Here is a 20833-nt window from a genome sequence, read left to right on the forward strand (position 1 = left end):
GCCTCCTTCAATATGACAACAAATACACTTGTATCAGTTTATCACGAATCGGCAACGTTACATAGATGTCGCATCTTCACCTTCCATGTATTGCTCCTTCCCGGAAGCGGCCGATGCATAGACCGTCTCGAGCACCCGGATGACGTCTCTGCCGTACTTTGGCGGACAACTGGTTTCCCCGCCGCCCGCAATGGCTTGAAGCAAATCTCCGTACTGCAATTCGAACGGCGCGGCGGAACGCGGCACATCCACCTGTTCGTACGGTCCCCCCGTGCTGACCCACAAGCTGTCTCCCGTCATCAGCTTGAGCATCCCTTTTGTACCGATGATTTCCGTTTCGTTGCGGGCGGCTCCGTTATATCCAGCTTGTGCGATCGTGGCCGGCATGCCGTTTTCCAGCTCCAAATAAACCAGTCCGCTGCCTTCCACGTTTCCCCGGCTGCCATGATAGCTGACCGATGCGTTTACCTTGCGTACCGCGCTGCCCGCCAGCCATTGAATCTTATCGATGGAATGCGTGCCGAGGTTGGCAAGAATGCCGCCGCCGGATTTCGTTTTCTCCAGAAACCAGTCGGGCCTGGACGATCGGTAATAATCCATATGGCGAATATCGTTCATCATAACCAGCGAACCGATCGCCCCGCTGTCGATCATTGTTTTGGCCATAATATTCTCCGCCATGTAATGCTGCGTATGCCCGACCAGCACCCGAACATCCGCAAGTCTTGCCGCATGGATGATTTCATCGCATTCCGCGGCAGATAACGCCATCGGTTTCTCCAGCATCATATGGCAGCCATAGGAAGCGGCAAATAACGCGGCCTCCTTGTGCAAATAATGCGGCAGCGCAATCGCAACGATGTCCGGCCTTTCCGAGCGAATCATCTCGCGATAGTCCCGGTAAGCAGCGACGCCGAATTGGGCGGCAAGCTCTTCCGCCCGTACCGCGTTCAGATCCGCAACCGCGCAAGCCCGCAGTCCCTTCATTCCGGCAATCGCGCCAAAATGATGGCCGGCGATAGCGCCGGCTCCAATGACGGCAACCGTCCGTTCGACATTCGCCATTATGCATCTACTCCCTCGTATCAGATGTGTGCGTTCCGATCTACAATCGTCCGACCGCGAACGACCGTCATTAACAGCTCATACCGATCGTCAACGACAATCATATCGGCGTCCTTCCCCGCTTCAAGCGTCCCTTTGCGCCCATCTGCACCTGCTTGCCTAGCAGGCACGCTCGTAAAGGATGGCAGCACTTGCTCCACTGTCAGCCCGGTAAAACGCATCGTGTTGCGCAGCGCCGCAATCATCGTCAAGGAGCTTCCCGCCAACGTGGAGCGATCCCTGGAATAGATCTGCCCGTTCTCCATGACGGAATCTCCGTATTCGCCGTCCGGCAGACCGGCGCATAACATCGCGTCCGTAATCATGCAGATGCGCGATGCGGGTTTTGTCAGGAAAGTCAGCCGAATCGCCTCGGGATGGCAGTGGATGCCGTCCGCGATAAGTTCCACGGTCAGCTCCGGGAGCAGCAGCCCGGCTCCGGCGGCCCCGGGCTCCCGATGATGGAACGGCCGCATGCCGTTAAAGTGATGCGTCGTATGCGAGACGCCATGCCGCACGGCTTCTTCCATCTCGGCGAACGTCGCGTCGGTATGTCCGGCCGAGACGGTAACCCCGGCGGCGGCGAAAGCCGAAACAGCCGCTAATCCTCCCGGCAGCTCCGGCGCCAGCGTTGCAAGCCGCATGGTTCCCCGCGCTGCCGCAAGGAAGCAGTCAATCATCCTGGCGTCCGGATTGCGGATAAACGATTTGCTTTGCGCGCCAGCCCGCTTCGCATTCAGGAACGGGCCTTCAAGATGGGAGCCTAACAACTCCGCTCCCGACACGCCGCTTAACGTCGTATCCGCCGTCGCCTCCAGAACGCCGCCTATCCTATCCGGATCATCCGTCATCAGCGTCGCAAGAAACGACGTTGTGCCATGCTCCGCATGAAACCGGCTCATGCCGTCGAGATGCTCGGCTGTACCTGCCATTGTCTCGAACCCTCCGCCGCCGTGTACATGAACGTCAATAAGGCCGGGCAGCAATAAAGCGCCTTGCAGATCCTTCGTTTGGCTGACTCTTGCACGAGGCGGCAACAGCCTCCCGTCCCCAAACATTCCAACTTCCAATATGACTCCATTGTCATCCACCAACACATATCCGTCCTGCAGCAGTCCGGCAGGCGTCGCAATTGTGGCGTTATGCCATAATGTATTTGACATGAGATTCCTCCTCCCGCATGCAGCGACTAGAACTTGACGATACGGCCGACATCCGGCATATCAACGATGCGAATCCTCTTGGTTTCCCGGAATGCTTCAATAAGCTCAGGCAGATCAAAGTGCCGCAGCACTCCGTACCAATGATTGCGGACATCGTACGGGTAGAAACGCGTCTCCACCATGTCGGCAAAGGAGCCCGGCAAATTCTCAAGACAGATCTCATCCACCCGATCGTCCACGATTCCGGCAAGCAAGGCATAGATTGCCCCATATCCCTGACCCGCGATGCCAAGCTTCGTCCCGGGATCTCGCTGCGCCGCGTAGTCGAGCGCCCTCAGCGCATCGAATACGCGCATTCCCGCGAGCGGCCGATCGAGCATGCGGGCATCGCAGCCCAGCTTATATTCCGTGCCGAACATCATGTCATATTGTCTTCCGTTCACGGCTCTGCTGAGGAACGCCCCGGTCCCTCTGGGATCGAAGGCGAATACGCGGCTCTCCGCCGTCAACGACGTTATCCAATCGTTCTCCGTATAAATGCCGTCCGTCCCCTTATCGAGCAGCAGGACAGTGGTTCGGTCACAAGTACTCCCCTCCCGCTCGATCATGATACCACCGACCATCATATTCGGCTCGCTAAAGAAAAGCGTGCTCTCTCGGAGGAAAGCTCGCTCCATAAGGCAGCCCTCCCGGTCGACTCGCTCAGTACTTATGATTCGCGGCCGGATGGGATCGCCGCATTCTGGCATGCGCAGCCAGGCGGCAACCTCCTCCCTCATCCGCCGAGAATCGCGCGCCAGCTCGCGAAGTCCGCGCCGCAGCTCCAGTACGGATGCCGCGTTGTCCGCTTGTACCGACACGGCGTCTTTGTACTCCTGCAGCACCTGTCCGGTCAGCGTGCATTGCAGCGTGTCCGTGCTCTCGGGTATCATGCCCTCGGATAACAAGACGGATTGACCCTGCCCCAGGAATCTCTTTACGAACCAAGAGACGACGATGCCCCTCAGCTCGTCGTTAAAGGCATGTGTCCCTTTAGCGAGCCCCAGCTCTACGTCATCCTCTCTGCCGTAGAGAGCGTATACCCTCTTTGCCCAATCGTAACTGTCCAGCGTCCCCTCGATGCAGAAGAAATCCGACTCCACGGCTCCGATCAGCACCGGCTTAGGCGCAAATAAGGTGATGTAATCGTCGTAATCCATCCCCGCACGGATCGCGCCATCCCACACTTGCTCTCCGTCCTGAGGCTGCCCGGTCTTCATATAGGCTTCGCGGGAAGATATGTACGTACATGGAGCGGCGGCTGCGATCCGATCGTCCGCGATCATGGCCATGATCGATTGGATGCCTCCGCCGGAATTGCCCGTAATGCCGATTCTCGTGCTGTCAACCTCTTCAACTGTACACAAATAATCGACGGAGCGAATCAAATCCCATACGAAATAACGAACGATATGCCTCCCTGCGAGCTCGCACTGCAGCCCCAGGTACGTATGTTCCGCGTGCCAGCGGACGATCGTTCTACCAGCCACCGCATCGTACCCTTGCATCCGCTCGCCATGCGAGATCGGGTCGACGGCAAGCACAACGAATCCGTTATTGACCAGCTCGATGCAGACCTTTTGGTAGATTGGCGCCGCCTTGCCCGCTTCGATATGGCCGCACGCGAACAGGACGGCTGGATACGGCCCGGTTCCGGCGGTCGGCACATAGAGATTGGCGGTTACGTATACGCCGGGCAGACTTTGATAAACCATTTTCCTGATTTGGTAGCTGCCGCGATCCGCGATGCCTGTGCATACGGCTTCCAACGGCGTCTTGCTCTCCGGCAAACCGCCGATCATCTCAATGAAATACTTTTTTAATCCCGCTTTGCGCGGCTCAAATATTTCCACGTCTCGCAGGCCTTCCTTCACTTCCCGATCCCGTGCGAAATAATTGTCCGCCAGCCGCTTCAAATAATCGGGAAGCTGCGTGCCGATGTCATAATAACCGCTGGCATAGCTGCCGAATCCCATGATGATTCCATCTCCTTTTTGAACAACCTCTATAAGAATGGTCCCCAGGGCCGCTTAAATAGCGGTGGGGACCATTGTCGTTATTGCAATGCCGCCACGAATTCGCTCATCGTGACCGTCTGTCCCGTTATCCGGGAGTGCTCCGCCGCAAACGCAAGCAGATGGCTGTGAGCCGAGACGAGACCCGGCGACTTTCCGTTTGCGTCGCCCTGCTCCAACTGCCGCACGAAGTCCATCATCATTTTGGTATCCGCCCCACCGTGCCCGCCTTCGACCATCTCGGGATGTACCTTGTGCCGTTCTCCCGAGAAGCGGATAATCTCCAGCTCGTTCAGCTTGTCATACCCGCGAATCTCTCCGGCCGTACCCATGATCTTGAAGCTGCGCGTATTATCCGTCGAGAACGCGGACATCGTAAACGACACCGTCACCTCGTTGTCGAATTCCAGATTGACGACCTGATGGTCGACGACATCGTTGTCGCAATGGAATACGCATCTGCCGTACGGGCCTTCCTTAAGCGCCTTCCACCGCGTCTCGAGCTTGGGCGTAAGAGAAACAATGCTTTGCGGCCATTCGTCTTTCTCGTTGTAATACCATTTGATCGCGGAGAACGGGCAGTCATGCTCCACCTTGCACCCGTCCGTGCAGCGTTTCGTCGAACCCTCCGGCGCATTCTCCGGTTTAAAGTACGACAAGCTCCCGAAGGAAGACACCTTGAGGCATTCTCCGCCAACGATATGCTGAATCATGTCCATGTCGTGGCAGCTCTTGGCGAGAATCATCGGACTTGTCTCGTCCTTGCGCCGCCAATTGCCGCGCACGAAGCTGTGCGCCTGATGCCAATAACCGACGTTTTCGGTCCACTGGATGTTCATGATTCGTCCGATGATGCCGCTGTCCACCACTTCCTTGAGCTTGCTGAAGTAGTTGGAATATCTCATCGTATGGCATACGCTCAGAGCGCGGCCGAGCCGGTCCGCCTTCTGCGCGATTTCCAGCGATTCCTGGGGACTCGTGGCCATCGGCTTCTCCAATATAATGTCGTAGCCGAGGTCCAGCGCCTTCATAGCCGGAGCGTAGTGGTCGGCATCCTGCGTGCAGATAAACAACGCTCTGCAAATCCGGGGCTCCTCGAGCAGATCCTCCCATCTTGAGAAAGTCCGCTCCTGCGGGATGTCATGTTCCTTCGCAAATCGTTCCCGCTTCTCGTCGTTTGGCTCCGCAACCGCCACGAATTTGATTTCATTCGGCCGTTTGAGCGCATAGGAGGCATAGGCGAACATCCCCCTGCCGCCCGCGCCAAGCAATGCCGCTTCGATCATGTCTATCCACTTCCCATCCGCATATTGATTCTATTGTTGCCTGCGATAGGACATCGGTCGCCCGATTACCCCTTCACCGATCCTAACATGACGCCTTTGACAAAATATTTCTGAAGAAAGGGATACAGGAACAGTATCGGCAGCGTGGTCGCCATGATCGTCGCGAACTTCAGCGCGTCCGTCGTGACGAGGTCTCCTCCTACCGTCGACTGCACCGCCATCTCCGCATCCAGCGTTCCCTTGATGATCAGATCCCTGAGGATCATCGTAAGCGGGAACAAATCCGGATTTCTTAAATAGATGATCGCGCTATAAAAATTGTTCCAGATGCCAACGGCCGAAAATAAGCCGATAGCCGCGTACACCGCTTTGGACAGCGGCATGACGATCCGAAAAAACAACCCGATGTCGTTCAAGCCGTCGATTCGGCCGGAATCGTACAGTTCTTCCGGCAGCCCTTCGAAAAAGGTTCGGAATACAAGCAGATTAAACGTGCCTACCGCGCCGGGCAGCACCATCGCCCACATCGTATTAAGAATGCCCAGTTCTTTGACGACGAGAAAGCTCGGGATCATTCCCCCGCCGAACAGAATGGTGAATACGATCGCCAGCATGATGCCCTTGCGGAAGATCATGCGTTTCTGCGACAAGGCGAACGCGCCCATCGAGGTCGCCATAAGCGCAATCGCCGTTCCCACAGCCGCATACATAATCGTATTGCGGTAGCCGATGCCGATGCGCGGATCGTTTAACACCGTTTTGTACCACCCCAGCGTAAAGTCGACCGGCCAGAAATTCACCTTGCCTTGCATAACGGACAACTCGCCACTTAACGACACGCTGATCATATACCAGAAGGGATAGAGGGTGACCACGATGAGCCCAAGCATAAGGATGATATTGACGATATCAAAGAGACCTGTTTTGTTTCTCATGTTTTGTCCTCCCCTACCACAAGCTGGTTTCCTGCGTTCGTTTGGCCAGACGGTTCGTCGCGACGATCAAGATAAACCCGACGACGCCGTTAAACACGCCGATTGCCGTCGCATAACTGAAGTTCCCCTGCAAGAGTCCAACTCTGTACGTATAAGTGGAAAAAATATCCCCCGTCTCGTAGACCATGGGGTTATAGAGAAGAAATACCTTCTCGAAGCCCGTCCCCAACAGCCCCCCGATATTGAGGATGAGCAGGATAATGATGACGGGGACGATGCCGGGAATCGATACATGCAGCATCCGCTTCCACCGGCCCGCTCCGTCCAGTTCGGCCGCCTCGTACAAATGAGGATCAACCGCCGTTAGCGCGGCCAAATAAATAATCGTTCCCCAGCCTACGCCTTGCCAGATCCCGGAGGAGACGTAAATCGTTCGGAAAAATTCGGATTTCGACAAGAAATAAACGGGATCCGCGCCAAAAATACCGATGATTTTGTTCACCAATCCTCCATCAGGCGACAGGAACATCGTAATCATGCTGACGATGACGACATTGGATACGAAATGCGGCAAATAACTGACCGTCTGCACCGTGCGTTTGAAGATGCTGCTGCGCAGCTCATTCAAGAGCAGGGCGAGGATGATCGGCGCCGGGAAACCCCAGACGAGCGAATAGACGCCGATCAGGAAGGTATTGCGCAAGAGCACGAGAAAGTCGGGATTCTCGAACAAAAAGATTTTGAAATATTTGAAGCCTACCCAATCGCTGGCCCATACGCCGGCGAATGTATTGTAATCCTTGAAAGCTACCACGATGCCGAACATCGGAGCATATTCGAAGATCAGGTAGAATAGGGCTGCGGGCAAGAACAATAACAGCAAATATTTGCTATCGTCCAATCTCTTCAAAAATGGTCTTCTGCGGATGCCGTTCATATCATGGTAGCCCTCCCTTCTTTATTGCTTCGAACGGGCATACGCTTGCTCGTATACTTGCAGTACATCGGCGAGGCCCAGATCGTTAACGCCCTTCACATACGCATCCCACTCGCTCATCGGACGTTGGCCAAGAATGAATTTGCTGATATTTTCCGATACGAACTTGCTGATCGCTTCCGATTTAAGCGAAATCGATTCGCGCTCTTCCGGCGTGAAGGTCACGACTTTGCTCGCTGGAGCGATATATTTGCCGGCCTCCTGATAAGCAGCCTTCGTCTCTTCGTTGAAAAGCGTGATATTCGCTTCGTTGTCGAACCATGCGTTGACTCCCGCCGTGCGAAGGCCAAAGCTGACCGCGCGCGCGGTCGCGTCCTTGACGATCGGCAAATATTTGTTCTTGCCGTCGACCTTCTCGAACGTGATGCCTTCCACGCCCCAGCTGACGAGCTCTCTCGCTTGTTCGGTGAACATGGAATCGATGAACGCGAACGCCGCTTCTTTGTTCTTGGAGGTCGACGATACCGTCAAGCCTTCCTGGAACAAAAACTGATTGCCATGATACCCCGGCTCGCCAGCGCCTCCCGGAGGCGTGAAATGCGCGATTTTGAATTCTGGATTCGTCGTCCTCGCCAAATTGTTGTACGTATCGATATGGCCGATATATCCATGTACGATAAAGGATTTGTCCGTCGTGATCATTTCGTTGCGCTTATTGCCGTCCAAGCTGCCGAACTCCAGCGGGATGAGCTCCGCCTCGTAGGCGTCGACCAGGAATTGCAACGCCTGCTTGTAGCTTTCGTCGGTCGGGCCGTACTGCCATTTTTGCGATTTTTCGTTGAAATAGAAAGTATTGGCGGAGCCGAAGCTGATCGCGATTCGATTGAGCGCGCCCCAGTTCGGCACGAACAACGGATAGCTGTCCGGATACAATTCCTTCAGCTTGACCATCGTAGCGAACAGCTCGTCGTACGTCTTGGGCATCTCGAGGCTATGTTTCTTGAACACGTCCTCGCGGTACAGCCAGAGGCCGTCCCAATCGCCGTACGCTCCTTGCGCGGGGTTCATGTACAGCTTGCCGTCGGTAGAAAGCAGTGCGTTCGTGATCTCTTGATGCTCCGCGATCCACGACTTCAGATTCGGCATCTGGTCCATGTGATCCAGGAGGTTGACGAGGGCGCCTTCGCCGCCATGCTTGTGAATGATGTCGGGACCCGACATCCACATCAAGTCCGGCATGTCTCCCGACGCGATGACGAGCGGTATCGCTTCCCACCAGTCGCCTTGGTATCCGCTAACGTCGAGCTGCACATTGGCAAGCTTGCCGAGCTCCCGGTAGACGAGCCAATCCTTGTTAATCGGCCAGGATGCGTGGCTCTGCACCATCATGGTCAGCTTGGTCGGCGGTTTGTCGCCCGGGGCTTCCGTCGCGGCCGCTGTCGGCGCGTTGCTGGCTTCGTTCTTGGGCGGTTCGTTGTTGGCTCCATTCGAACACGCCGCGGTCAGCGCGAGCATTAGAACCATCGTTATTGCCGTGGACCATCTTCTTCTCATATTCCGACTCCCCTTCGCATCGATTCCTGAATTAGTTTGCTATTTCATCATAAAACACCTTTATCCATGCCGAAATAAACCGATTCGTACATAAGGAGACCGTTGTCTCCCTCTTGGGACGGCGAAACGGCAAGGCCGCTCTTCCGAATCGCGGGGACGGCGTAAAGATTTGTTAGCGGAAGTTAATGTTGGTTAACACCGGCCGGCGCTTCCGTTTGCTATACTAATAGGTAGATAGACGAACCTTGCAGAGGGGGATTAGGTTGCGCCCGCCATGGAGAAGGATCCCGGGATTCATCGCGAACCGATCGATTCTGACGAAGCTGATCGCCAGCTTGTTCATGATCGTGACGCCGCTGTACGCTTTCAACTATGCCATTACGACGATCGGCTCGGAGAACAACCGCAAAGAAATCGAGCAAGCGTTGAACAATTCCCTGCAATCCTACAACAATATTTTGGACGGGGAGTTCGTCCGCATTCAGCAGATGCTGCGGATGAGCGCCCTGGATATCGCGATCTTGCATGTCGAATATGTCAAGCCGGAGCTTACTTATGTAGAGAATTCCTCGTTTTCCAGCATAATCGGACCCTACTTAAGCCGTATTCAATATTCGACCCGCTTCATTAAAGATACGATCGCCTACCTTCCCCTGCTTGACAAGACGCAAGCAACGATCGGGGGGTTGTCCGACTTCGACGGCGACGCGTTCGAAGCGCTTCGTTCGCCATCGAAGCCGTTGATCCGATGGAACGGGAATTTGTACATCAATTCTCCGTTCGTGACGTCGTCAAACGACACGGACAGCATGTTCATCCTTGCCGTGCAAATCTCGGAACCTACCATTTCCTCCTATCTATCCAACATCATGAGCTTCGATCGCGGCGGCGCGGTTCTGTTCGATTCCGACGGTTCATGGAGCATTGCCTCCGGAGCCGAGGACGAAGCCGGCCCCGAGATTCGACAATCATTGTCCGGCGAGCCAGGCGGCTCTTCCTATTCGTCCGGTCCGCGAATCGTAACCCGGACGATCGGCGGCGAACCGTATCTGATCGTTTACGAGCCAACTTCCTATCCCGGGGTTTTGCTCGCCGCTTATGCGCCGAAGTCCGAAATTTTCGGTTCGCTCTCCATATACAAAACGCTTTTCTACGCGTTGTCCGCCGTGACCGCGCTTGCCATCTTCCTGTTTTCGTTCGGGCTGTATCGGATCATTCATAAACCTCTGATGACGCTCGTTCAGGCGTTCCGCAAGGTCGAGCAGGGCCAGATGCGCTTCACGCTCGTGCACCGGAACGAAGACGAATTCGGCTATCTCTACAGACGCTTCAACAACATGACGGATACGCTCGACAACATGGTCAACGTGGTTTACGAACAGAAGCTGCTTAGCCAGCGTTCCGAGCTCAAACGCCTGCAGTCGCAGATCAACCCTCATTTTCTGTACAACAGCTTTTTTGTTCTTCAACGACTCATCCACTCCGGCAAGCGGGACGAGGCGAAGCAATTTGCCGGTTATTTGGGCAAATACTTTCAATTTATTACGAGGGACGGCTCCGATGAAATCGCATTGTCCGAGGATTCGCTGCACGCGCAGACTTATGTCGATATTCAATCCGTATGTTTCGATCAACATGTGTCCGTCGCTTACGAACCATTGCCGGATCACATGAAGCGCGTCATGGTGCCAAGGATGATTATTCAGCCGCTCATCGAGAACAGCTTCGAGCACGCCTTCGAGAAGCAGCTCGAGCAGGGCAAGCTGAGAATCAGCTTCGAAAGCAGCGAACATGCTCACATGATCAACGTCGACGACAACGGCAATCAGTTGGAGGACTGTCATATTGAGGAAATGATCGCAAAGCTGGACCGCGAAAACAACCAAGCGGAAGATAGCACCGGCATGATGAACGTTCACAGAAGGGTCCGTCTCAAGTTTGGAGGCTCGTCGGGCTTGTCGTTGTCGAGAAGCGCATTCGGCGGCTTAAGAGTGCAAATCGTCATGGAGAGGAAGGAAGTGCCTATTGATGTTGAAGCTGTTGATCGTTGACGACATGCGTATTATCGCGGATGGTTTGTACGAATTGTTTTGCGAGGATCAGAAGGTGGCGATGGAAGTATATAAAGCATACTCCGCGCCGGGCGCTTTCGCCGTCATGCAGGAGCATATGATCGACATTATCGTTTCGGATATCAAGATGCCCGAAATTTCCGGACTCGACCTCCTCCGGGAAGTCAACCGTCTTCAGCCCAAGTGCAAGGTCATCTTTCTGACCAGCTATCATGATTTCGAGTTCGCCCGGGAGGCCATCATGCTCGGCAGCTTCGACTTTATTCTGAAGACCGAAGGCGACACGCGAATTCAGGATTCCGTCTACCAAGCCGCGGAGAAGGTGCTGGAGGAACGCAGCTCCCGGGCGCTGATCGCCAAGGCGCATGCCCAGTTCCGACTCGCCCTCCCCTCCCTGCAGCGCGAATTTCTGCTGGAGCTTCTGCAGGGCCGACGGGTATCGTCGTCCGACCGCGCCGAGCAATTCCGCGCGCTTGACATCGACTTGGATCCGGAGAGGCCCGTCCATCTCGTGATCGCGAGGATCGATCGTTGGAAACAATCCATGAACTGGTCGGATCGGGCCCTCCTTCTCTATTCCGTCCGAAATATCATGAACGAATATTTGGCCGTCAAGGTGCGGATGGCTACGCTAAGCCTCGACACCTCCCACGTGGTCGGCATCTGGCAGCCCGCGGAGACGCAGGAGGACCCGCGCGAGGCGAATAAGACGTTCCGTTTCTTCTACGGAACGCTCGAGACGATTCAGCATTCTTGCCGGGAGCTGCTCAAGTTGCATCTCTCCGTCGTGCTTGGCTCCGCTTGCCCTTGGGAAGAGCTCGGCGACAAGCTGCATCACCTTGAATTCTTGATGCAGAGCGGCATCGGGATGAATCACGAGCTTCTGACGACGGAGGAAGAATTGCTGAATAACCAACCGGCTTCTGTGACGGCGTCCGGGGAGGAATTGGAGCCAGGCGTGTTTCTTCGTCTCGCGCAATTCTCGTCGTTGTCCGGCCTGCTGGCCAGCGGCAAGCGGGAGGAATTTCTGGAGCTATACGAGAACCTGATCGCTACCGTAAGAGCGGCCGGCGATCATGTCGGCTTGCGGCTCGAAACCTTGCATTACCTCGCCCATCTCTTTATCGGCTACATGAACCGCAGGGGTCTCGTTCCCGCGATCGCCGAGAAATTCGGATTGGAGCCTATCCTGCAGATCAAGCCGACCGTCGACTGGACGATATATACAAACTATTACCGCGATCTGGCTCACTATCTCTTCGAACATGTCGTAAGCGATCAGAAGAACCATTCGGACCGGTTAGTCCAAGATATCGAGCAGTACATCGTCGATCATCTTCATACCGACCTGTCCCTGACGCGGCTCGGCGAGCATGTCCATCTGAATCCGACATACCTCTCCAGACTTTACAAGCAAATTACGGGCAAAGGCATATCGGATTATATTATGGAAGCTCGAATTGAGAAGGCCAAGCTGCTGCTCGCTCGTCAGGACAAACGGATTCATGAGATCGCTCTCGAGGTAGGTTATCAGTCGGGCATTGCGTTCACGCGATTTTTCCGCAAAATAATGAATGTCGCCCCGCAGGAATACCGCGACATGCTGCAAGATCGCTGATGAGTGAAAGCATCGATGAACGGAATTAGCCCTCTCGTGATTCGACGGTAACCCGCGTCATTGGGATGAAGGCCGTCGAGCGTATACGCCTCTAAATTTATTTTGGTAATCCCCGAGAGGGCAAAGGCGTCATACACCGGAATGGCATACATGACTCCAATTTTTTTGATCGCGACTTCGTATTCTGCAAGCCGGTGTCCCGCTCCATTAACGAAATTGACGTCATATGAAGAATGATCTTTATGCAACGGCGTAAGCATCAGGATTCGCAGTTCCGGCCTTGCGCTATGCAGAAATTCGATTGCTTTCCTTAATGCGCCATAAAAAGTACGATCGTTAAATGCCGTATCGCCAATGCTTCCCAAATCGCCTAGAGGCATGTTCAACTTAAAATCATAGTCAACGGCAAGTCCCCGGTTTATTTGTTGTTTTTGCCGCTTACGGATTCGCGCCCCGTCCCCTCTCCTTAAGCAGAACCGACGGCGGGAAACCGTAAATCTTTTTGAATACCCGGTTGAAATACGCCTGATCGCAAAAACCTACGTATTCGGCCGCTTGGCCGATGCTGACATGCTGGTGGAACAACATGTCGCTTCCCGATAATGGGCCAACTCGTAGTCCTGAATGCCTAACATATTGCCGGTCCGTTACATCTTTATATCTTTCCGGCGGGAAACTGAATCATAGATTTACACAACGAATGGGAGGTTATTGACTTGCGCTACGATCTTGTTATTTATGGAGGCACTTCGGCGGGCATCTCGGCCGCCGTGCAGGCCAAACGCCTCGGACTTGCCCCCCTGCTGATCGAACCGTCGGGACGTCTTGGCGGACTAAGCAGCGGCGGTCTTGGCGACACGGATTTCGGCAAATCCGCCGCGATCGGCGGCTTGTCCATGGAATTCTATCGCAGAGTCGGAATCCGCTACGGGGAGGATCAGCCCGCGTGGATGTTCGAGCCCAAGGTCGCGCTCGACGTATTCCGCGAGTGGATCGACGAGTATGGCGTCGAAGTATGGTTGAACGAAAGGCTGGACGAGGCAGGCGGCGTCCGCAAGGATGCTAACCGCATCGCATCCATTGTGCTGGAATCCGGCAAAACCGTCGCCGGCCGCATGTTTATGGACGCGAGCTACGAAGGCGACTTGATGAAAGCTTCAGGCGTTTCTTACGCGACGGGGCGCGAAGGAAACGCCGTCTACGGGGAGACGCACAACGGCATCCAGACCGGCGTCGCCCGATTCAATCAGCTGCCCGGCGGCATCGATCCCTATATCGTCAAGGGAGATCGGCTAAGCGGCCTGCTGCCCGGCGTCAACCCGGAAGCCGGCGGAGCGGACGGAGACGGCGACCGTCGCGTGCAAGCGTACTGCTACCGGATGTGTCTGACCGACAAGCCCGACAACCGGATCATGATCGATCGGCCGTCGGATTACGACGAGCGCGAATACGAATTGATGTTCCGGGCGATCGAGCAGGGACAACGACGGTTCTTTAAATTGAGGATGCTGCCGGGCCGCAAGACGGATTCCAACAACGACAACGGCTTCTCCACGGATTACATCGGCCGCAATTACGATTACCCCGAAGCCGATTACAAGAAGCGGGCCATTATCGCACGAGAACATGAGAACTATCAGAAGGGATTGGTATGGACGCTCCAGAACCACCCACGAGTTCCCAAAGAGATCAGGGACTACTATAAGGAGTGGGGACTTCCGCTGGACGAATTCGAAGAGAACGGATATTGGACGCCGCAGCTCTATATTCGGGAATCCAGACGGATGATCGGCGAGACGGTCATGAACGAAAACCATATCTTCCTGCGTTCCCCCGTCCATGACAGCGTCGGGATGGGATCGTATAATATGGACTCCCATCACGTTCAGCGGCATGTCGGTCAAGACGGGTTCGTCGTCAACGAAGGCGACGTGCAGATCGGACTCCCCTCTCCGTATCCCATCAGCTATCGATCCATCGTGCCGAAGGAATCCGAATGCGCCAACTTGTTCGTTCCCGTTTGCCTCTCTTCCTCCCATATCGCTTACGGCTCGATCCGAATGGAGCCCGTCTTTATGGTGCTCGGACAATCGGCGGCAACCGCGGCGGCGATGGCGATCGAAGCGGATATCGGCGTGCAGCAAGTAAACTACGAGGAACTTCGCGAACGTTTGTTATCGGACGGCCAGAAGCTATAGACGGCTTACCTTTTTGACGCTGCTAGCCAAATTCGTTCTTCCCGGTTCGTGAATCGCAACATCGGTTTGTTTAAAGCCCGCGATTCCACAAATATACTGATCACGCACGCTCCTAACCCCTCATGGGAATACTTCCAAGTTGATTCATGAGGATACCCCCGGAATCATATCTGAAAAGCGTTCCCAATCGATGACGCAACTTTGAATACTATCTTGACAGAGGTCCAGTTGAGCACACCTGCGCCAAATTGATGAAAGAAGACCGTCAGGCTCTCCATCCAACATGGAGTTCTGACGGTCTTCTGCATTCTCGCGAATCTACTGGTCGAGCAAGTTCAAGATGGCCGTCACCGCTTCAGCACGGGTCGTGTTTTCATTAGGCGCGAACAAGTTGTTCCCTCGGCCATGTATGATGCCGTGGTCCACTGCTGCCGCCACTTCGCTTTGCGCCCAGGACGGAATCTGTTCAGCATCGACGAAAGAAGAAGACGCTTGAGCTTGCGCTCCCGGATTGATGCCTAGCGCACGGATTAGCATAGCCGTCATCTCCGTGCGCGTAATGGTCTGTCCGGCTCGGAAAGTACGGTCGTCATAGCCATGAACCACCTGCATCGCGACAGCCGCCCTAATGAACGATCGGGCCCAGGAGGGAATCGCATCGTTGTCGGCAAACCCGGTGTCCGTTCCGCTGTCGACAGCAAGCTTCAACGCGCGAGCAAGCATCGACGCGAACTCGGCGCGAGATACAGGCTGCTGAGGTCGGAATGTGCCGTCCGGATAACCGCTGACGAATCTCTGCAGCACAGCGCTCCGAATTTCCGATTCGGCCCAATGGCCATCGATATCCGTGAAGGAAATCTCCTGTTTCACATCAGCTGTCGAAACCGAAAAATTGGACTCAAACTCGATTTTGTTCAGTTCCGAATCGACCAGGCTGACGGTGGCTAGCTTGATATCCGTCTCTTCGTGGCCGGCCCGTTCGAAAGTCAGCGTTACCAATGTGGCGCTGCCCTGCAGGCTTGCTGCGTTACCAATCTTGGTAAACGCGTAGATGAGCTCACGCTCTTTCTCGATCGGCGCCTCGAACCCGCTCGCGCCGCTCTTGCTCCCTGACAGCTTCAGCTTGTTAGTATCGTAAGCGAAATTCAGTTCGTAGGCATACACATCAACCAGATTTTTGGCTGTGACCATAACTTGATATTTTGCACGATCTGCTAATTTAACGATCTCCATCTGAAATACCGGCTGTTTGCCGGCGCTGGCCGCTGCAGGCACTCCCACCGCTGCGGCTGCCAGCAACAGAATGATCATCCACATACATAACGTTCTACTCATTGCTGCAACCAGTCATCCAAGATCATCTGAGCGATCGCCGCCAGCGTGCGAATATCGATTACGCCGTTATTCAAGACGTCCGCCGCTTCGATATCGCCCCATGCCGTATCCGTGCTCGACAGACCATAGTATTGCGCAATAACCGACAGGTCCGCGATCGTAATGCTCGTTGCGCCTTCCACCAGGGTGATGATGCTCGCCTTCAGTGCCTGGACTGCCGCGTTCAGGTCGATGACTGCCTGATCTACTTCTACTTGGCTCGCAGAGGTGTTCGTGTACACCGCCGTCGCCGCGCCGATCGCGCTTAGCATCGTGCTTCTGGCTGCAGCCGGGTATTGGCCGAGCTTGGTTCCTTCCGGAGCTGCGTTGTACTTCGCCTGTGCCGCCGCAATTGCTGCCGTCAGCGCTTCCTTGTTCGCCTCTACAATCGCTTCTTCAATCGTGAGTGCATCCGACGCTTGCGACACATCCAGTGCGACGTTCGTGCCGTTCATCGCTACATCGAACTGGCTCAGCGATACCGTCGTGCTGCCTATCGCCGCGTCTGACTTCACCTGGCCGTGCAAACGGAACAAGTCGCTGCTTTCATTCACGGCGTTGTCTTGCCCGGTGCTCGCCATCATCACCATAATTTGGCCTAGTTCCGGCTTGATCGCCGTGCCGATCACGCTGAAGTTCGCCCGCAGCGATTCGATCGCCGATTCGGCCAAGGCCGTGCCGTTCGTCGCGAATTGAAGCTTCGCCGGATCGTAGTTCACGACGGCTTGCAAGGTTGTGAAGCCATCCCCGGGATTAACCACGCCGATCGTCAAGTCCGCATTCCCGCCTGCGGTCAGCGGACTGTCGCTGCCAGCGATGACTCCGCTGGCCAGTCCTTGCTCTGCTTCCGCCAGTCCGATCTTCTCGCGGCTTACGACCAGGTTGTCGAAGTACCGTTCCTGATCCTGCGGCGTACCGTTGTTCCAGTAGTTCTCGAGCGCGACCCAATTCAGCCCATAGCCAGCGCCCGGTCCGATTTCGTAGTCCCCGATCCAGTTCAAGTCGTAGGCGCTCGCTTCCAGCTTGTCGTCGATCCACAGCTCGAAGATACCGTTGTTCTGGCCCGGATCGTTTAACTTCACATGTGTCTCCACCGCGTACCATTCGCCCACATGATTCGCGTCGAATATCGGAGTCGCCGACGTGTTCCCGTTCATCCAGCGCAAATTATCGAAGTCGTTCCACTTGGTGGACTTCAGGACACCCGCCGCATCCGTGCCACTCGCCGGAGCCGCCGTAAGGAATTTGCCGCCGCTGCCGCCGCTCCACGCATGCGCGATCATCGATTGCGCCCAGTTCGCAGTCTGCATGCTCGAGATTCGCACCAGCTTGTCGCCTCCACCGCCCGTCCAGCCTTCCTCGTTCTTCACGTAGAAGCGGACGTACATTTCCTCTAGATCCTCACCTTGCGCAGCCACTGGCGTCATGTACGAAGTTGGCGTCCGCCCGAACGCCAACTTCAGCGTGCCTGTATCATGCTGTTCCCCATCTGCTTCCCTGAACTCCGCCTTCATGCCGGAAGAGCCCCCGAGCCCGACAACCTCTGTCCGGTAGAACTGCGATGCCCTGGTATGTTCGAAGTATTGATCCATCCGATCCGCTTCGAAATCGTCGCAGAACAGCCATCCCGACTGCGGACTGGCGCACTCGTTCACCAGGAACGGCTCCTCGTGCACGACTTCAATCGTATACGTCCGCTTGGTCACCCTGTCCGGGGCCGTGACCTCGATGCTCGTCTGCGTACCGTTCACGGTATAGGCGATATTGCTGGTGTGCGTCGCGCCATCCACCTTCAACGTTGCCTGCGAGTCGGACAGCACCGGCGTGAGATCAACCGCTGTCACTCCGTCCTCCAGGACTAGTTCATACGCCGTTACCGTCGGCTGGAAGGCGGGAACCAGCTTCCCGACGCTTTGCTTCAGGTCGCCCAGGTTAGCATTGTTCGTGACCGGTTGCCCGGCTTCGCCGATGAAGCTGCGGCTCAGCACCATATTGTCGAAGGCGTGGTATTCATTGTTCCCGCCGGGCACCCCGGCCTGGTTATTCATATTGTAAATTTCCACCGCGTTGATGCCATAGTCGGCGTAATTGCCGACCCAGTCGATCCCGCTCTTGCTCGACTCCAGCTCGCCGTCAATCCACAGTTCGTATACCCCATTGGCCTGCCCGGGATCGTTCAGCTTGGCGTGGACTTCGATCCGATGCCATTCGCCTGCCGAATCCGTATGCATGACCGGCTTCGTGCCTGCCAGTTCATCGGCCAACACGACTCCCGTCGGATTTCCGCTGCCGTCGAACTGGCCGGTATACAGCTGTGAGTTCAACTTGCCGCTCGCATCCGGGTAATGAAGGTTGATGCTCATGATCGGCGTATTGTCCGGTCCATAACCGTACACGCGTGCAAGCGGACCGTTGTTTATCGGCGTATCACCGGTCGCTTCGGTGTTGTTGCGCACGTAGAAGCGCCAATACAGCTCCCGGTTGATCTCGTCGGGATCCCCTTTCGGTTTGTACACCGCGGCGTCCGGCGTCTTCCCGAACGCCAGCTTCATCCAGGTGCCGTGCGGGTCGGTCACCGGGTCGCCAGCGTAATGGCCGTAATAGGACGTCATTGCCTTGGAGCTCTCCATGCCGGTCGTCTTGATGAGAAATCTTCCCCAGCGATTAAAATAATCATAATATTGGCTAAGGCGATTCTCTTCATAATCGTCGCAGAAGATCCAATCCGGCTGCATCAAGTTGCATTCATTCACGATCAATTGCGTCGGGTCGACATACGTCTCAAACTTCTGCCGCACATCGGCCGGGACATTGTCCATGATCACGACGTTATCATACCATAGATGCCAAGGCGTCCCGTTATGTTGCGCGCTTGTGTAATCCGCCAAATTCACCTTGTTGAATTCCCCGGAATTCAGGTCGTGATGATTCTTCACATTCGTGGCATGCAACGTAGGTACGCCGTCAATCAAAACCATGAACTCGCCGTCGCGATTGCCGACTGTATTGTACCGCATGAACGCTTCGTACGTATGCCATTGCCCGTCTTTCGGATCGAAAGGTTGACTGCTGTGATCCACGACGACCTCGGGGTCGTTATGATTGCCTTGATAGTAGATGATGTTATTCGAATCGTTATTGAGACTCGTATTCCCATTGCCATATTGGATATCCTGCAGCCAATTCTGCCAGTAATTTAGCCCAAAGGTCGCATTGGCATAACCGAAATTCGCATTCGGTTCTATATGCCTGCCAAACAGCTTCAGGAATTTGATTCCGCCCGAGGGATTATCCATGCGAAAGTCGAACTTGACGTATACTTGGGATATATTATCCCGAGCCACATTGCGAGATAAAGGACGGGTGCCTTCCCCGATTATCGTTACCTTTGCCGCATGAGAGCCATCAACGCCGCCGGTCGGATCGATACTGATCGCACTGCTTGCCCCCCACCCATGGTTGCTCGGAGCATCGGTATATCCGTTGAAATCATCCTCGAACAGCACCTGCGCCGGCGCATCCCGATCACGATTGATTTCCGGCAAATACGGCTCGACTTTCTCTTGGCTCAATACCATGTTGTCATAATGGCGGTAGGTCGAGCTGCCTGCACTATTATAGTTTTGAAGTTGTATGACATTAAAACCGTAATCCTCGTAGGAACCCAGCCAATTGACGTTCTCCCACTTTGCCATCACTCGCCCGTTCAGCCACAACTCATATAATCCGTTGCTCTGCCCGGGGTCGTTCAGCTTGACGTGAACTTCAAGCGAATTCCACTTTCCGACGGAATCCAGCTTCATGAACGGATAATCCAAGAAAGTATTTCCCGCGCTTTGCGAACCGTTCGGCGCTCCGTTCTCATCGAACGTCGCCGTGCGAATCGCGGTCTGGATGTCTCCGCCATTGATATTCACGCTGATCTGGGCGATGATCTGATCGTCCGGACCATAAGCGAACACTCTGGCCAAATCACCGTTCAAGCCATTGGTCCACGTCTCGTCGTTCTGCACGTAGAATCGCCAGTAGAACTCGCGCACGACCTCATCCGGATCGCCGACAGGTTGATAGGCGCTGTTGTCCGGCGTCTTGCCGAAGGCGAGAGCAAGATCCCCCGGTCTGCTGGCCGAATTGAAATTCGCGCTCATGGACGTCGATCCGTCAATCCCATTACCGACAGATCGTGCGAACGTACCCGGTTTGTTGTTTAAATAATAGTTGCTTAACCGATCCTGCTCGAAGTCGTCGCAGAACAGCCATGCTGACTGCATCGTATTGCATTCGTTCGGCGTTGGGTTCGGTTCATCCGCCATGGCTACGCTAGTAGGCAATAACGGAATCAACAACATCACCGCAAGCAAGACAATCAAACTGCGTGAAAACAACATGCGTTTACTTGAAATTAGCACTCTGAATATTCCTCCCTTGTCCGAATTGTTGGACTAGCCGATCGATTGAAATGTAAACGGAAGCAATTCTTCGTTGTTCTCTCGCTTTCGATCCACCTTTCTTCACAAAATTACATGCAAGCTTACGAA

The 20833-nt window shown here is 55.0% G+C and carries 14 protein-coding genes; 3 read left to right on the plus strand and 11 right to left on the minus strand.

The window, feature by feature from the left end; genetic code table 11:
* Nucleotides 1-57: 57 nt before the first annotated feature.
* The 7 genes from B1748_RS03050 to B1748_RS03080 all read right to left on the minus strand — a co-directional run bounded on the left by B1748_RS03050 (nt 58) and on the right by B1748_RS03080 (nt 9033).
* A complete protein-coding gene (locus B1748_RS03050) occupies nt 58-1065 on the minus strand; it encodes a Gfo/Idh/MocA family protein (RefSeq protein ID WP_087566401.1) in 1008 nt (335 codons plus the stop codon).
* A 20-nt stretch (nt 1066-1085) separates the two neighbouring features.
* Nucleotides 1086-2267, minus strand: a complete 1182-nt coding sequence (nagA, locus tag B1748_RS03055) for an N-acetylglucosamine-6-phosphate deacetylase (protein WP_087566402.1) — start codon at nt 2265-2267, stop codon at nt 1086-1088.
* Between the two features lie 26 nt (nt 2268-2293).
* Nucleotides 2294-4282: an alpha/beta hydrolase family protein gene (locus B1748_RS03060; RefSeq protein ID WP_087566403.1), complete on the minus strand. Its 1989-nt coding sequence runs from the start codon at nt 4280-4282 to the stop codon at nt 2294-2296.
* An 80-nt stretch (nt 4283-4362) separates the two neighbouring features.
* Nucleotides 4363-5607 carry a Gfo/Idh/MocA family protein gene (locus B1748_RS03065; protein ID WP_087566404.1) on the minus strand — a complete coding sequence of 415 codons (1245 nt, stop codon included), beginning with the start codon at nt 5605-5607 and terminating at the stop codon, nt 4363-4365.
* Between the two features lie 65 nt (nt 5608-5672).
* Nucleotides 5673-6542 carry a carbohydrate ABC transporter permease gene (locus tag B1748_RS03070; RefSeq protein WP_087566405.1) on the minus strand — a complete coding sequence of 290 codons (870 nt, stop codon included), beginning with the start codon at nt 6540-6542 and terminating at the stop codon, nt 5673-5675.
* A 13-nt stretch (nt 6543-6555) separates the two neighbouring features.
* Nucleotides 6556-7479, minus strand: a complete 924-nt coding sequence (locus B1748_RS03075; RefSeq protein ID WP_087566406.1) for an ABC transporter permease — start codon at nt 7477-7479, stop codon at nt 6556-6558.
* A 21-nt stretch (nt 7480-7500) separates the two neighbouring features.
* Nucleotides 7501-9033 carry an extracellular solute-binding protein gene (locus B1748_RS03080; protein ID WP_087566407.1) on the minus strand — a complete coding sequence of 511 codons (1533 nt, stop codon included), beginning with the start codon at nt 9031-9033 and terminating at the stop codon, nt 7501-7503.
* A gap of 263 nt (nt 9034-9296) precedes the next feature.
* On the opposite strand from B1748_RS03080, the gene B1748_RS03085 reads away from it, so the two are divergent.
* The gene (locus B1748_RS03085) at nt 9297-11084 is read left to right on the plus strand and encodes a sensor histidine kinase (RefSeq protein ID WP_087566408.1); all 1788 of its coding nucleotides are present in this window, start codon (nt 9297-9299) and stop codon (nt 11082-11084) included.
* Nucleotides 11062-12723, plus strand: coding sequence for a response regulator (locus B1748_RS03090; protein WP_087566409.1), 1662 nt, complete (start codon nt 11062-11064; stop codon nt 12721-12723). The genes B1748_RS03085 and B1748_RS03090 overlap by 23 nt, the downstream gene beginning before the upstream one ends.
* Here the strand turns inward: B1748_RS03090 and B1748_RS37900 are convergent.
* Nucleotides 12636-13103 (minus strand): SGNH/GDSL hydrolase family protein, encoded by a 468-nt coding sequence (locus tag B1748_RS37900; protein ID WP_373271253.1) that lies wholly within the window; start codon nt 13101-13103, stop codon nt 12636-12638. The two genes, B1748_RS03090 and B1748_RS37900, sit on opposite strands and share 88 nt — an antisense overlap.
* 58 nt (nt 13104-13161) lie before the next feature.
* Entirely contained in the window at nt 13162-13311 is a 150-nt protein-coding gene (locus B1748_RS36285) for an AraC family transcriptional regulator (RefSeq protein ID WP_143810228.1), read from the minus strand.
* A gap of 128 nt (nt 13312-13439) precedes the next feature.
* Between B1748_RS36285 and B1748_RS03095 the strand changes: the two genes are divergently transcribed.
* On the plus strand, nt 13440-14921 hold the full coding sequence (locus B1748_RS03095; RefSeq protein ID WP_256975502.1) for an FAD-dependent oxidoreductase: 1482 nt from the start codon (nt 13440-13442) through the stop codon (nt 14919-14921).
* 318 nt (nt 14922-15239) lie between these two features.
* Here B1748_RS03095 and B1748_RS03100 read toward each other — a convergent pair whose 3' ends face one another.
* Nucleotides 15240-16256 carry an S-layer homology domain-containing protein gene (locus B1748_RS03100; protein ID WP_087566411.1) on the minus strand — a complete coding sequence of 339 codons (1017 nt, stop codon included), beginning with the start codon at nt 16254-16256 and terminating at the stop codon, nt 15240-15242.
* Nucleotides 16253-20704, minus strand: coding sequence for a cadherin-like beta sandwich domain-containing protein (locus B1748_RS03105; RefSeq protein ID WP_143810229.1), 4452 nt, complete (start codon nt 20702-20704; stop codon nt 16253-16255). The genes B1748_RS03100 and B1748_RS03105 overlap by 4 nt, the downstream gene beginning before the upstream one ends.
* Between the last annotated feature and the right edge of the window lie 129 nt (nt 20705-20833).

Source organism: Paenibacillus sp. MY03 (assembly GCF_002165585.1).
Lineage (GTDB): Bacteria > Bacillota > Bacilli > Paenibacillales > Paenibacillaceae > Pristimantibacillus > Pristimantibacillus agaridevorans.

Coding starts and splice junctions, on each gene's coding strand:
- nagA (WP_087566402.1), bottom strand. CDS start 2,267: ATGTCAAATACATTATGGCATAACGCCACAATTGCGACGCCTGCCGGA.
- B1748_RS03080 (WP_087566407.1), bottom strand. CDS start 9,033: ATGAGAAGAAGATGGTCCACGGCAATAACGATGGTTCTAATGCTCGCG.
- B1748_RS03100 (WP_087566411.1), bottom strand. CDS start 16,256: ATGAGTAGAACGTTATGTATGTGGATGATCATTCTGTTGCTGGCAGCC.
- B1748_RS03065 (WP_087566404.1), bottom strand. CDS start 5,607: ATGATCGAAGCGGCATTGCTTGGCGCGGGCGGCAGGGGGATGTTCGCC.
- B1748_RS03075 (WP_087566406.1), bottom strand. CDS start 7,479: ATGAACGGCATCCGCAGAAGACCATTTTTGAAGAGATTGGACGATAGC.
- B1748_RS03050 (WP_087566401.1), bottom strand. CDS start 1,065: ATGGCGAATGTCGAACGGACGGTTGCCGTCATTGGAGCCGGCGCTATC.
- B1748_RS36285 (WP_143810228.1), bottom strand. CDS start 13,311: ATGTTGTTCCACCAGCATGTCAGCATCGGCCAAGCGGCCGAATACGTA.
- B1748_RS03070 (WP_087566405.1), bottom strand. CDS start 6,542: ATGAGAAACAAAACAGGTCTCTTTGATATCGTCAATATCATCCTTATG.
- B1748_RS03090 (WP_087566409.1), top strand. CDS start 11,062: ATGTTGAAGCTGTTGATCGTTGACGACATGCGTATTATCGCGGATGGT.
- B1748_RS37900 (WP_373271253.1), bottom strand. CDS start 13,103: ATGCCTCTAGGCGATTTGGGAAGCATTGGCGATACGGCATTTAACGAT.
- B1748_RS03060 (WP_087566403.1), bottom strand. CDS start 4,282: ATGGGATTCGGCAGCTATGCCAGCGGTTATTATGACATCGGCACGCAG.